The following is a 12,613-nucleotide window of genomic DNA, read 5'->3' as shown; positions in this document are numbered from 1 at the left end:
GCCCGGATCCGACCCTTCCCGCATCATCCCGGACCTGCCGGAAAGGCATTCGCCTGACGCGCGTCCTCCCATCGTCGTGGTCGGGGCCGGCATTGCCGGCCTCACCGCCGCCCTGTCGCTCGCAGCCAAGGGCTTTGCGGTCGATATCGTCGAGCGGGCGGCCAATCTCGACGAGGTCGGCGCCGGCTTGCAGCTGTCGCCCAACGCGACGCGCATTCTCGATGCCCTCGGCCTGACCGCAAGGCTGCAGCCCCATTGGGTGGAGCCATCGGAGATCCGCCTCGTCGATGGCCGCAGCCTTCAGACGATCGCAAAGGTTCCGGCCGGCGCCTTCGCCCGCAACCGCTGGCACGCGCCCTATGCCGTCATCGCGCGCTCCGCCCTGCAGGGCGCACTGGCCGATGCCGTGCGCGCCCACCCGCTCTGCCGCCTGCACCTAGATACGGCGATCTGCGATGCGACACCCGCGTCTCTCTCCGCCATCACGGGCCGCGTGCCGGGCCTCGTCGTCGGCGCCGACGGTGTCGGCTCCAAGGTCCGCCTCGCCCTTGCAGGCCACGGAAAAGCCCGCCTTTCCGGCAACATCGCCTGGCGGCTTACCTTGCCTCCCCAGGCCGCGGTGTCGCCCTTCGATCCCGCCGTCGTCACCGCCTATCTCGGCCGCCGCGCCCATCTCGTGGTCTATCCGATCGGCCAGTCTTCCCTCGGCGAGCCCGGAGGCCTCAATCTCGTGGCCATCGGCAGCGGGATGACGCAGGCGGAGGGGAGCGACGAGGCGGCCCGGGCGGCCATCGCGCAGCTGCTCGCCGGCTGGCATCCTGACATCCGCTCGGCCCTCGCCCGGGCGGAAACGCTCGGTTTCTGGCCCCTGATCGAGGTCGAGGACGGGGCATGGCACGACGGCACACGCATCCTCATCGGCGATGCCGCCCACGCCATGATGCCGTTTGCCGCACAGGGCGCGGCCATGGCCATCGAGGATGCCTTCGAGCTCGCGGACGCGATCGGAACACCCGGCGACATCGCCGCGCAGCTCGACGCCTTCGTTGCGACCCGCAAGGCACGCATCGCCCGCGTGCGCGCCCGCGGCGCCTTCAACCGCTTCGCCTACCACGCCTCCGGCCCCGTCCGTCTCGGCCGAAACCTCGTCCTGTCGCTGCGCACGCCGGAACGACTGGCCGGGGATTTCGACTGGCTCTACGGCCATCGCCTCCCCGGCGAAAAAACGCCTTAGGCACCGACCGCGGCCGCTGCCGCAAACCCGGCTTCCAGATCCCGCCGCAGGTCCGGCACGTCCTCGAGCCCGATCTGCAGCCGGATCACCGGCCCCTCGGTTGGCTGCTTGCAGATCGTGCGGTCCGAAAGCCCGACGACGAGCGCGAGGCTCTCGTAGCCGCCCCAGGAATAGCCGAGCCCGAAGATCGAGAGCGCATCGAGGAACGCATGCGCCCGCGCCTTCACCTGCGCCGGCTCGGAGACTCTGAGCACGAAGGAGAAGATCCCACTCGCGCCGGTGAAATCCCGCTTCCAGACCTCATGGCCGGGGAAGCTCGGCAGGGCCGGATGCAGCACCCGCGCCACGTCCTCGTGCTCTTCCAGCCAGCGGGCGAGATTGAGCGCGCTCTCCTGATGCCGCTCCAGCCGCACGCCCATGGTCCGCAGGCCGCGCAGGATCTGGTAGCTGTCGTCCGGCGAGCCGCAGATGCCGAGCGTGATCGTCGCCTCGTGCAGCTGCTCCCAGTGCTTGGCATTGGCCGAAACCGTCCCCATCAGAATGTCGGAATGCCCGCTCGGATACTTCGTCGCCGCATGGATCGAGATATCGACGCCATGGTCGAGCGGCTTGAAATAGAGCGGCGTCGCCCAGGTATTGTCCATGGTCACGACGCAGCCATGCTTGTGCGCCACGCCCGAGATCGCCGAAATGTCCTGCATTTCGAACGTGTTGGAGCCCGGCGCTTCGGTGTGCACCAGCCGCGTGTTCGGCCGGATCAGCGCCTCGATGCCGGCGCCGATGGCGGGATCGTAATATTCGACCGTCACGCCCATCCGCGTCAGCATCGTGTTGCAGAAGTTCCGCGTCGGGAAGTAGACGCTGTCGACGATCAGCGCATGATCGCCCGACGAGAGAAAGGCGAGAAAGGGCACGGTAACGGCCGCAAGCCCGCTCGGCACGAGGATCGTACCGGCCGATCCCTCCAGCGAGTCGATTGCCGCGCAGAGCGCATCCGTGGTCGGCGTGCCGCGCGTGCCGTAGGTGTATGTCTGCGCCCGCGTCTCCATCGTGCGGGCATCGGCAAACAGCACTGTGGAGGCCCGCACGATCGGCGGGTTGACGAAGCCGTGATAGTCGGACGGCACGTTGCCCGTATGCGCCAGCCGCGTGTTCACGCCCGCCGTCGCCAGAAAATCCCTCTTGTCGCTCATGTCGTCGTCCCCGTCCTTTCCAGGTGTCTGCCCGTGAGGCCGCATCGCGCGCGGCCGCCTGCCCGCGACAGCGCGTCGTCCGCCGAGGGCCTGTCGCGCTTCTTGTCGGTCCGCACAGCGGCAAAGGTCAAGCCCGGATCGTCGGCCTCCGGAAAGCCCGCGGGCCTTTCTGCCTCATTTTTGTCCAGCACTTTGCACTCACCAGCCGGATAAGCAAATAAAATGAGCAGACTGTCCGATAATGTTGAAACGGCCTAGAATTTCGGCAACGTGACTTGACCCGTCCGACATTTACGAATGAGATAGTCCCACTCGCGCCAGGAGGGTGGCGGGGGCGTTTCTTCCGGCAGGCCGTCGAGGCTTCCGGGATGAAGGCGACAGAAAACTTAAAAAAGGGTCTTAAGAATGGCAACAAGATTTCTCCCGATCGTGATCGGCGCCGCTGTGCTGGGTTTCGGTGCCCATGCAGCCTCCGCCGGCACGCTCGATGACGTGAAGGCCAAGGGCTTCGTGCAGTGCGGCGTGAACGGTTCCAACCTCGCGGGCTTCGGTGCCCAGGACTCTTCCGGCAACTGGACCGGCCTCGACGCCGACCTGTGCAAGGGCGTTGCCGCCGCCGTCTTCGGCGATGCGACCAAGGTCAAGTTCACGCCCCTGTCCGCCAAGGACCGCTTCCCGGCCCTGCAGTCGGGCGAAATCGACATGCTCGCCCGCAACACCACCTGGAGCGCCAGCCGCGACAGCCAGCTCGGCTTCGACTTCCGCGCCGTCAACTATTATGACGGCCAGGGCTTCATGGTGAAGAAGGAACTCGGCGTGAAGTCGGCTCTGGAGCTGAACGGCGCCTCCGTCTGCGTCCAGTCGGGCACCACGACCGAACTCAACCTCGCCGACTACTTCCGCGCCAACAAGATGGAATTCAAGCCCGTCGTGTTCGAAGCGCAGGATGAAGCCGACGCCGCCTACAATGCCGGCCGTTGCGACGTCTACACCACCGACCAGTCGGGCCTCTATTCGATCCGCCTGAAGATGGCGAACCCGGACGATCACGTGGTTCTCCCGGAAATCATCTCCAAGGAGCCGCTTGGCCCGGCCGTTCGCCAGAACGATTCGAAGTGGTTCGACGTCGTGTCCTTCACGCACTACGCGATGATCACGGCGGAAGAGTTCGGCATCACCCAGGCCAATGTCGAAGAAATGAAGAAGTCGGAGAACCCCGACATCAAGCGTTTCCTCGGTGAAGAAGCCAACAGCACGCTCGGCGCCGACCTCGGCCTGCCCAAGGATTGGGCCGTCCAGATCATCAAGGCCGTCGGCAATTACGGCGAACTCTTCGAACGCAATGTCGGCCAGGGCTCGCCGCTCAAGATCGAGCGTGGCCTGAACGCGCTGTGGAACAAGGGCGGCCTGCAGTACGCACCGCCGATCCGCTGATCGACCGCTGATATCGAGGGGGCGGGCCCGTCCCGTGACGGCTTGGGCCCGCCCCTTCCTCAGAACGTCTTGAACACCCGGCAAAAAGGGTGGCCGACAGGGGACAAGTGAATGGCTGCAAACGACGTCCGCACCGGGGGCGGCGCACATCGACCGACGGTGTCGCTTCTCTATAATCCGGCTTTCCGAAGCATACTTTTCCAGATCGTGACCGTGGTCGTCGTCTTCGGCGCCATCTATTACGCCGCGACGAACGTCGTCGCCAACCTCGCGCGCTCCGGCATGTCCAGCGGCTTCGGCTTCCTCAACAGCCGCGCGGGCTTCGATATCGGCCAGCAGCTGATCGCCTATTCGCCCGATTCCACCTATTTCAGCGCCCTCCTCGTCGGCCTGCTCAATACGCTGCTCATCGCCTTCTGGGGCATCATCACGGCCACCATCGTCGGCCTTCTGGTCGGCATCGGCCGCCTGTCGAAGAACTGGCTGATCGCCAAGCTCTGCACGATCTATGTCGAGGTGTTCCGCAACATCCCGCCGCTGCTGGTCATCTTCTTCTGGTATCTCGGCGTTCTCGCGCTTCTGCCGAACGTGCGCACCATCTTCCAGCACGTGAAGGACAATCCCGGCGCCTTCTTCTTCGTCAGCAACCGCGGCATCTATTTCCCCGCGCCCGTTGCCGGCGAAAGCTTCGTCTATGTCGTCGCCGCCGTCGTGATCGGCATCCTCGCCGCCATCGCGTTTACCGTCTGGGCCAATGCCCACCAGCTGAAGACCGGCAAGCGCCCGCCGGTCCTCGTCGTCAATCTCGCGCTGATCGTGGCATTTCCCCTGCTTGTCTTCCTCGCGCTCGGCAGCCCGATGACGCTCGATTATCCCGTGCCCGGCTCGTTCAACATGAGCGGCGGCATGGTCGTCGGACCGGAATTCCTGTCGCTCTACCTCGCGCTCTCCTTCTACACCGCCTCCTTCATCGCCGAGATCGTGCGGGCCGGCATCCGCGGCGTCGCGACCGGCCAGACGGAGGCCTCCTATGCCCTCGGCCTGCGCGCCAATCTTGCCACACGCCTCGTCGTGCTGCCGCAGGCCATGCGGATCATCATCCCGCCGCTGACCTCGCAATATCTCAACCTCATCAAGAACTCGTCGCTCGCCGTCGCCGTCGGCTTCGCCGATCTCGTCGCGGTCGGCAACACGATCCTCAACCAGTCCGGCCGCTCGATCGAGATCATCTCCATCTGGATGCTGATCTACGTCTCGATCAGCCTGATCACGTCCGTCTTCATGAACTGGTTCAATGCCCGCATGGCCCTGGTGGAGCGCTGATATGGCCCAGAACATCGCCTTCGTCCGCCACGACTTCATCGCGCAGGAAGCCCCGCCCTCGACGGATTCGACCGTCGTCGGCTGGCTGCGCAAGAACCTGTTCGCGACGCCGACCGACAGCATCCTCTCGCTGATCGGCATCCTCGCCGTCGTCTGGTATCTGCCCGGCGCGCTCAACTGGCTCTTCATCCAGGCCGTGTGGACCGGCGCCGATCGCTCGGTCTGCACCACCGCGGCGCAGGGCGGCATCCAACCGGACGGCTGGAGCGGCGCCTGCTGGGCCTATGTCAACGACCGCTTCCTCCAGTTCATGTTCGGCTCCTACCCGCGCGATCAGCTCTGGCGGCCGCTGCTGGTACTGGCCATCGCCATCGCCATTCTCGTCCCCTTCCTCATGCCGAAGGTGCCGCGCAAGGGGCTGAACACGATCCTGCTTCTCGTGGTCATGCCGGTCATCGCCTATGTGCTGCTGCTCGGCGGCCGCTTCGGCCTCTCCTATGTCGAGACGTCGCTCTGGGGCGGGCTGATGGTCACGCTCATCCTGTCCTTCGTCGGCATCGCCGTCTCGCTGCCGCTCGGCATCGTGCTGGCGCTCGGGCGCCGGTCGGAAATGCCGATCATCAAGACGGCCTGCGTCGTCTTCATCGAGTTCATCCGCGGCGTCCCGCTCATCACGGTCCTCTTCATGGCGAGCGTGCTGCTGCCGATGTTCCTGCCGCCGGGCACCAACTTCGACAAGTTCCTGCGGGCGCTGGTCGGCGTGTCCATCTTCGCCGCCGCCTACATGGCCGAAGTCATCCGCGGCGGCCTGCAGGCCATCCCGAAGGGGCAGTACGAGGCAGCCGACGCGCTCGGCCTCAACTACTTCCACAAGACGACCTTCATCATCCTGCCGCAGGCGATCAAGCTGGTCATTCCGGGCATCGTCAACACCTTCATCGGCCTGTTCAAGGATACCTCGCTCGTCACCATCATCTCGATGTACGATCTGCTCGGCATCGTAAAGGCCAGCTTCGGCGACAGCGGCTGGAGCACGCCGGTCACCCCCTTGACGGGCCTCATCTTTGCCGGTTTCGTCTTCTGGATCTTCTGCTTCGGCATGTCACGCTATTCCGCCTTCGTCGAGCGTCGCCTCGATACCGGCCACAAACGATAACATGAGGGACTGATCATGGCTGAAGCCGCCCAGAAATTGACTGTTTCGTCCACCGACGTCGCCATCGAGATCGTCGGCATGAACAAGTGGTACGGGGATTTCCACGTGCTGCGCGACATCAACCTGAAGGTCATGCGCGGCGAGCGCATCGTCATTGCCGGCCCCTCGGGCTCCGGCAAGTCGACCATGATCCGCTGCATCAACCGGCTGGAAGAACACCAGAAGGGCACGATCATCGTCGATGGCATCGAGCTCACCAACGATCTGAAGAAGATCGACGAGGTGCGCCGCGAGGTCGGCATGGTATTCCAGCACTTCAACCTCTTCCCGCACCTGACGATTCTCGAAAACTGCACGCTCGCGCCCATCTGGGTCCGCAAGATGCCGAAGAAGCAGGCCGAGGAGATCGCGATGCATTATCTGCAGCGCGTGAAGATCCCGGAACAGGCGCACAAATATCCGGGCCAGCTCTCCGGCGGCCAGCAGCAGCGCGTCGCCATCGCCCGCGCGCTGTGCATGAAGCCGAAGATCCTGCTCTTCGACGAGCCGACCTCCGCGCTCGACCCGGAAATGGTCAAGGAAGTCCTCGACACCATGGTGAGCCTGGCCGAGGAAGGCATGACCATGCTCTGCGTCACCCATGAAATGGGCTTCGCCCGCCAGGTCGCCAACCGCGTCATCTTCATGGACCAGGGCCAGATCGTCGAACAGAACGCGCCCGCCGAGTTCTTCGACAACCCGCAGCACGAGCGCACGAAGCTCTTCCTCAGCCAGATCCTGCACTAGGCATCTCCAGCCGAAGCGGCATCGCTTCCGCGTCGGAGAATCCAGCGACAGCAGCAGACGCAAGCCGTTCCGGTCAACGCCCGTTAACCGGAACGGCACGAATTCCCCGGATCGCCGGACGGCGCGCAGCATTTTTTGGTCTGCACGCCGGGACCCGCTTGAGCTTGATCGGCACATGCTCTAGGCATACAGCCTGAACGTGTAAGACACCGTTCGGTTACCAAGGGAAGAGCGGCGGGCTCTTCCGGAGAGGGTGGGGGACTATGACGGGCACCAAGACGCCATCGACGACGATCGCGCCGACGGGCAATCCGAACATCGACGGCATTCTGTCGAACAATGCCTGGAGCGGCGGGGTCCTGACCTATGCCTTTCCCACGGCGCGATCCGATTACGCCTATGACGATGGCTCCGCCAGCTTCTTCCCCGTCTCCACCCAGCCGATCGGCGCCGCTTTGTTCGCCATGGAGCAGTCGAGCGGCAACGCGGTCGACGACGGCTTCTCGCTCGAAGGCTTCACGCTTCTCGACCTTCGGCGCGGCAACACGGCGGATGCGACCCTGCGCTTCGCCGGCTCCGACGTCGCCAACCCCACGGCCTTCGCCTTCTACCCCGGCGCGGAGGACGTCTCGGGCGATATCTGGTTCGGCGATGGCTATGCCGGCACGGATCTCGACTATCTCAAGCCGAAGCCCGGCAATTATGCCTGGCACACGCTCATTCACGAACTCGGGCACGCCCTCGGCCTGAAGCACGGGCACGAGGCGGAGGTGAACGCCGCCCTGCCCCGCGCCATGGACAGCGTCGAGTTCACGGTGATGACCTACAAGGCCTTCATCGGCGCATCGGTCGATGCCGGCTACAGCTATGGCGCCAACGACGCGCCGCAGACCTTCATGGCGCTCGATATCGCCGCCCTGCAGACCATGTACGGCGCCGACTACAGCGTCATGTCCGGCGATACCACCTATCGCTGGACGCCGAAGTCCGGCGTGACCGTCATCGACGGCCAGACCGCCATCGCACCGGGTGCCAACACCATTTTCGCCACCCTCTGGGATGGCGGCGGCCGGGATACGTTCGACCTCACGGCCTACAAGACCAACCTCTCGATCGATCTGCGCGCCGGCGGCTTTTCCGTGTTCGACAGGGCGCAGCTCGCCGATCTCGGGGGCGGTCCGAATGGCGGCCATGCGCGCGGCAACATCTTCAACGCGCTTCTGCACGACGGCAACACCGCCTCGCTGATCGAGAACGTCAAGGCGGGCGCCGGCAACGACCGCATCGTCGGCAACGAGGTCGCCAATCTGCTCTCGGGCAATGCCGGCAAGGACACGCTGTTCGGTCTGAGCGGCAACGACACCCTTCTCGGCGGCGCCGGCGCCGATGCGCTCGATGGCGGCAGCGGCCTCGACACGGCGTCCTATCTCGATGCGACCGCCGGCGTCACGGCAAGCCTTCTCAAGCCCTCGGCAAACAAGGGTTTCGCGGCGGGCGATACGTTCAAGTCGATCGAGAACCTCACGGGCTCGGCCTTCGCCGACACGCTGACGGGCGACGCAGCTGCCAACCGGCTGGACGGCGACAAGGGCAATGACCGGCTGAGCGGCGGCAACGGCAACGATACGCTGATCGGCGGCGCCGGCAGCGACATCCTGACCGGCGGTGCCGGCGCCGATACCTTCGTCTATGCCAGCTGGACGGAATCGCAGACCGGCACCAAGCTGCGCGACACGATCACCGACTTCTCCTCCAGCAGCGGCGACCGCATCGATCTCTCGGGCATCGACGCCAATCTGCTGCTCGATGGCGTGCAGCATTTCTCGTTCATCGGCGCGAGCACCTTTACGAAGACGGGCGGCGAACTGCGCACGACGATGCTCAAGTCCACCACCTATGTCTACGGCGATCTCGACGGCGACGGCCAACCCGACCTCGCCCTCACCTTCGACCACCGCCTGACCTTCCAGTCGAGCGACTTCATCGTCTGACGCCCCCGGCCCCGCCCGGAACCGCCCCTCACCCTAACCCTCTCCCCGCCTGCGGGGCGAGGGAACGTGCCCTGCTCGAAGTTTTGATGCGTGGCGGATGCACTGCCTCCAGGTCCCTTCGCCCCGCCCGCGGGGAGAAGGTCGCGGCAGCGGGATGAGGGGCTGCCTACGCGTGCGGCTCTGAAGACAGACCCTCTCACCCTCACCCCAAAACCATCACCCCACGAATGCCCGCTCGATCACGAACTCGCCGGGCTTGTTGTTCGAGCCCTCGGTCAGGCCGGCCTCCTCGAGCAGCAGCTTTGTGTCCTTCAGCATCTCGGTCGAGCCGCAGATCATGCCGCGGTCGATGGCCGGGTCGAAGGCGGGAACGCCGAGGTCGGCGAAGAGCTTGCCGTTGCGGATGAGGTCGGTGATGCGGCCGCGGAAGGGATAGTCCTCGCGGGTCGCGGTGGCGTAGTGGCGCAGCTTGTCCCCCACCACCTCGGCCAGGAACTCGTGGTTGCGGATCTCCGCGATCAGGTCGAAACCGTATTTGAGCTCGGCCACGTCGCGGGTCGTGTGGGTCAGGATGACCTCGTCGAACTTTTCGAACGTTTCCGGCTCGCGGATCAGGCTGGCGAACGGCGCGATGCCGGTGCCGGTCGAGAACATATAGAGCCGCTTGCCGGGTGTCAGCGCGTCCAGCACCAGCGTGCCCGTCGGCTTCTTGCGCATCAGCACCTGGTCGCCGGGCTGGATGGCCTGGAGATGCGAGGTCAGCGGACCGTCCGGCACCTTGATCGAGAAGAATTCCAGTTCCTCGTCCCAGGCGGGGCTGGCGATCGAATAGGCACGGTAGACCGGCTTGCCCTCGACCATCAGGCCGATCATGGCGAATTCACCGGAACGGAAGCGGAAGCCGGCCGGCCGCGTCATGCGGAAGCGGAACAGCCGGTCGGTATAATGCGTCACGCTGGTCACGGTCTCGGCAAACACGCCGGCCGGTACGGTCGCGGCGAAATCCTCGGTCTTGGCCGGAGCATTCATCTGTGCGTCTCATCCTCTGGGCAGGTCGAGCCGGAGCTCGGATCGGGAGCGAGCGAAAGGCTGACAACGCCTCTCAGGTATTCATGCGCGGAATATTCCAAACCGGGGGCGAAGGAAAGCAATTCCGTTTCAAAATTCCGCGCAAGCGGAGATTGCCACAGGGCGCGACCGCCCCGCACCGCGCGGTCGATCGACAAGCGGCCCCGGATCAGGAAACCCGGCGCCAGCTGTAGGACCCGGCCTCGGCCGAGGGCCGCGCCGTCGGCTGGTAGTGCTCGTCGATGCCGGGCAGGCGCCCTTCCCCGAGCCGCTTCAGCGCGGTCGCATTGGTCACGGCAAAGCTGTCGATGCCACAGCGCAGCATCAGCGGCACCTGGTCGATCAGCACGTCGCCGATCGCGCGGATCTCGCCCTCGAACTTCAGCCGCGACCGCAACAGCGAGGCATGGCTGAAGGCCCGCCCGTCATTGAAGGCGGGAAAGGCGACGGCGACGAGAGCGATCTGCTCGAGATAGGGCTGCAGCCGCGACACGTCGTCGGCCGGGTTGATCAGCACGCCGAGCCCGGTCTCCCCGGCGTCCGCCTTCTCGATAAAGGTCGTCAGCCCGTGGATCGCGCGCTCGTTGGAACCGGCTTGGCTTTCCTCGGTCTCGATCACCCACGCGTCGTCGGTCACGAAGCCGGTCGTCTTCCAGATCTGGGTCATCTCAAGCCGCTTCCTGTTCCTTGGCGCCGTACAGCGCATCCTTGAAGGGCTGCGGGCCCACGCGGCGATAGGCGGCGAGGAAGGTTTCCTCCTTCGACAGCCGCAGGCCGAGATAGGTGTCGACGATCGTCTCCACCGCATCCGTCACCTTTTCCGGCTCGAAACCGCGGCCGATGATCTCGCCGATCGAGGTCGTCTCGTCGCCGGAACCGCCGAGCGTGATCTGGTAAAGTTCCGCCCCCTTCTTCTCCACGCCCAGCAGGCCGATATGGCCGACATGGTGGTGGCCGCAGGCATTGATGCAGCCGGAGATCTTGATCTTCAGCTCGCCGATATCGGCCTGCCGCTCGGGATCGCCGAAACGCGTGGAAATCTCCTGCGCCACGGGAATGGAGCGGGCATTGGCGAGCGCGCAATAGTCGAGCCCCGGACAGGCGATGATGTCGGTGATCAGCCCGGCATTGGCGGTCGCCAGCCCGGTCGCCACCAGCCCGCGATAGACCGCCTCGAGATCGGCCAGCGCCACATGCGGCAGGATGATGTTCTGCTCGTGGCTGATGCGGATCTCGTCGAAGGCGTAGTCCTCGGCGATATCGGCCACGGCCTCCATCTGCACGTCCGTCGCGTCGCCCGGAATGCCGCCGATGGGCTTCAGCGAGATCGTGACCATGCCGTAATCGGGGTTCTTGTGCGGCGCCACGTTCTGTTGCACCCAGCGGGCGAAGTCCGGATCGGCCTTCTTCCAGCTTGCAAGGTTGGCCCAGCCCTCGGGACGCTCCGCCAGCGCCGGCGGCGCGAAGTAGGCGGAGATCGCGGCGATATCGGCGTCGGGAAGCTTCAGCTCGGTGTTCTTCAGCTGCAGGAATTCCTGCTCCACCTGACCCGCCAGCACCTCCGCACCCGTTTCGTGCACGAGGATCTTGATGCGCGCCTTGTACTTGTTGTCGCGCCGGCCGTGCAGATTGTACACGCGCATGATGGCGGTGGTGTAGGACAACAGGTCCTCTTCCGGCAGGAAGTCGCGGATCTTCTTGGCGATCATCGGCGTGCGCCCCTGCCCGCCGCCGACATAGACGGCAAAGCCGATGCGCCCCTGCTCGTCCTTCTTCAGGTGCAGGCCGATATCGTGCACCTGGATCGCGGCGCGGTCGCGCTCGGCGCCCGTCACGGCGATCTTGAACTTGCGCGGCAGGAACGAGAATTCCGGATGCACCGACGACCACTGCCGCAGGATTTCCGCGTAAGGCCGGGGATCGGCGACCTCGTCGGCGGCGGCACCGGCGAAATGGTCGGCCGTCACGTTGCGAATGCAGTTGCCCGAGGTCTGGATGGCGTGCATCTCGACGCTCGCGAGATCGGCCAGAATGTCCGGCGTGTCCGACAGCGCCGGCCAGTTGTACTGGATGTTCTGCCGCGTGGTGAAATGCCCGTAGCCGCGGTCGTAGGTGCGCGCGATATGCGCCAGCATCCGCATCTGCCGGCCGTTCAGCGTGCCATAGGGAATGGCGACGCGCAGCATATAGGCATGCAGCTGCAGGTACACGCCGTTCATCAGCCGCAGCGGCTTGAACGCGTCCTCGGCCAGCTCGCCGGACAGGCGGCGCGCCACCTGGTCGCGAAACTGCGCCACGCGGGCAGATACGAAGGCATGATCGAATTCGTCGTAGCGATACATCGTTGTCTTTTCCTTGAAGACCAAAGTCCGGGACGCCGGGCGTCTCGTGCAGAAGACCTTGGGAGGCACCAGGCAGATCCGGTGCG

At 65.1% G+C, this 12,613-nt stretch carries 10 protein-coding genes; 6 read left to right on the top strand and 4 right to left on the bottom strand.

Annotated elements, in window-relative coordinates; translation table 11 throughout:
* The first annotated feature begins 34 nt into the window (after positions 1-34).
* Entirely contained in the window at positions 35-1,234 is a 1,200-nt protein-coding gene (locus LRX75_RS14705; RefSeq protein ID WP_231815686.1) for an FAD-dependent monooxygenase, read from the top strand.
* Here LRX75_RS14705 and LRX75_RS14700 read toward each other — a convergent pair.
* Positions 1,231-2,427 carry a cystathionine beta-lyase gene (locus tag LRX75_RS14700; protein WP_231815525.1) on the bottom strand — a complete coding sequence of 399 codons (1,197 nt, stop codon included), beginning with the start codon at positions 2,425-2,427 and terminating at the stop codon, positions 1,231-1,233. The genes LRX75_RS14705 and LRX75_RS14700 overlap by 4 nt on opposite strands.
* Before the next feature lie 405 nt (positions 2,428-2,832).
* Here LRX75_RS14700 and LRX75_RS14695 point away from each other — a divergent pair, with 405 nt between their 5' ends.
* The 5 genes from LRX75_RS14695 to LRX75_RS14675 all read left to right on the top strand — a co-directional run bounded on the left by LRX75_RS14695 (position 2,833) and on the right by LRX75_RS14675 (position 9,117).
* Positions 2,833-3,861 (top strand): amino acid ABC transporter substrate-binding protein, encoded by a 1,029-nt coding sequence (locus LRX75_RS14695; protein ID WP_113148540.1) that lies wholly within the window; start codon positions 2,833-2,835, stop codon positions 3,859-3,861.
* A 111-nt stretch (positions 3,862-3,972) separates the two neighbouring features.
* The gene (locus LRX75_RS14690) at positions 3,973-5,184 is read left to right on the top strand and encodes an amino acid ABC transporter permease (RefSeq protein WP_231815524.1); all 1,212 of its coding nucleotides are present in this window, start codon (positions 3,973-3,975) and stop codon (positions 5,182-5,184) included.
* 1 nt (position 5,185) lies between these two features.
* The gene (locus tag LRX75_RS14685) at positions 5,186-6,340 is read left to right on the top strand and encodes an amino acid ABC transporter permease (protein WP_231815523.1); all 1,155 of its coding nucleotides are present in this window, start codon (positions 5,186-5,188) and stop codon (positions 6,338-6,340) included.
* Positions 6,341-6,355: 15 nt separating this feature from the next.
* On the top strand, positions 6,356-7,126 hold the full coding sequence (locus tag LRX75_RS14680) for an amino acid ABC transporter ATP-binding protein (protein ID WP_110728021.1): 771 nt from the start codon (positions 6,356-6,358) through the stop codon (positions 7,124-7,126).
* A 263-nt stretch (positions 7,127-7,389) separates the two neighbouring features.
* Positions 7,390-9,117, top strand: coding sequence for a M10 family metallopeptidase C-terminal domain-containing protein (locus tag LRX75_RS14675; protein ID WP_231815522.1), 1,728 nt, complete (start codon positions 7,390-7,392; stop codon positions 9,115-9,117).
* Between the two features lie 216 nt (positions 9,118-9,333).
* Here LRX75_RS14675 and LRX75_RS14670 read toward each other — a convergent pair whose 3' ends face one another.
* The 3 genes from LRX75_RS14670 to LRX75_RS14660 form a co-directional block, all read right to left on the bottom strand.
* Complete coding sequence (locus LRX75_RS14670) at positions 9,334-10,146, bottom strand: ferredoxin--NADP reductase (protein ID WP_231815521.1); 813 nt, start codon at positions 10,144-10,146, stop codon at positions 9,334-9,336.
* Between the two features lie 208 nt (positions 10,147-10,354).
* Positions 10,355-10,852, bottom strand: coding sequence for a DUF934 domain-containing protein (locus LRX75_RS14665; RefSeq protein WP_231815520.1), 498 nt, complete (start codon positions 10,850-10,852; stop codon positions 10,355-10,357).
* 1 nt (position 10,853) lies between these two features.
* On the bottom strand, positions 10,854-12,527 hold the full coding sequence (locus tag LRX75_RS14660; RefSeq protein ID WP_231815519.1) for a nitrite/sulfite reductase: 1,674 nt from the start codon (positions 12,525-12,527) through the stop codon (positions 10,854-10,856).
* Between the last annotated feature and the right edge of the window lie 86 nt (positions 12,528-12,613).

The sequence above is a fragment of the Rhizobium quercicola genome (genome assembly GCF_021168455.1).
In the GTDB taxonomy this organism is placed as follows: Bacteria; Pseudomonadota; Alphaproteobacteria; order Rhizobiales; family Rhizobiaceae; genus Ferranicluibacter; species Ferranicluibacter quercicola.
Note: the sequence above shows the minus strand (reverse complement) of the source record. Positions and strands in the feature narration are given on the sequence as shown.

What these genes read in the sequence shown, in the direction of transcription:
- LRX75_RS14700 (WP_231815525.1), bottom strand. Translation starts at nt 2,427, where the DNA reads ATGAGCGACAAGAGGGATTTTCTGGCGACGGCGGGCGTGAACACGCGG.
- LRX75_RS14695 (WP_113148540.1), top strand. Translation starts at nt 2,833, where the DNA reads ATGGCAACAAGATTTCTCCCGATCGTGATCGGCGCCGCTGTGCTGGGT.
- LRX75_RS14690 (WP_231815524.1), top strand. Translation starts at nt 3,973, where the DNA reads ATGGCTGCAAACGACGTCCGCACCGGGGGCGGCGCACATCGACCGACG.
- LRX75_RS14685 (WP_231815523.1), top strand. Translation starts at nt 5,186, where the DNA reads ATGGCCCAGAACATCGCCTTCGTCCGCCACGACTTCATCGCGCAGGAA.
- LRX75_RS14680 (WP_110728021.1), top strand. Translation starts at nt 6,356, where the DNA reads ATGGCTGAAGCCGCCCAGAAATTGACTGTTTCGTCCACCGACGTCGCC.
- LRX75_RS14675 (WP_231815522.1), top strand. Translation starts at nt 7,390, where the DNA reads ATGACGGGCACCAAGACGCCATCGACGACGATCGCGCCGACGGGCAAT.
- LRX75_RS14670 (WP_231815521.1), bottom strand. Translation starts at nt 10,146, where the DNA reads ATGAATGCTCCGGCCAAGACCGAGGATTTCGCCGCGACCGTACCGGCC.
- LRX75_RS14665 (WP_231815520.1), bottom strand. Translation starts at nt 10,852, where the DNA reads ATGACCCAGATCTGGAAGACGACCGGCTTCGTGACCGACGACGCGTGG.
- LRX75_RS14660 (WP_231815519.1), bottom strand. Translation starts at nt 12,527, where the DNA reads ATGTATCGCTACGACGAATTCGATCATGCCTTCGTATCTGCCCGCGTG.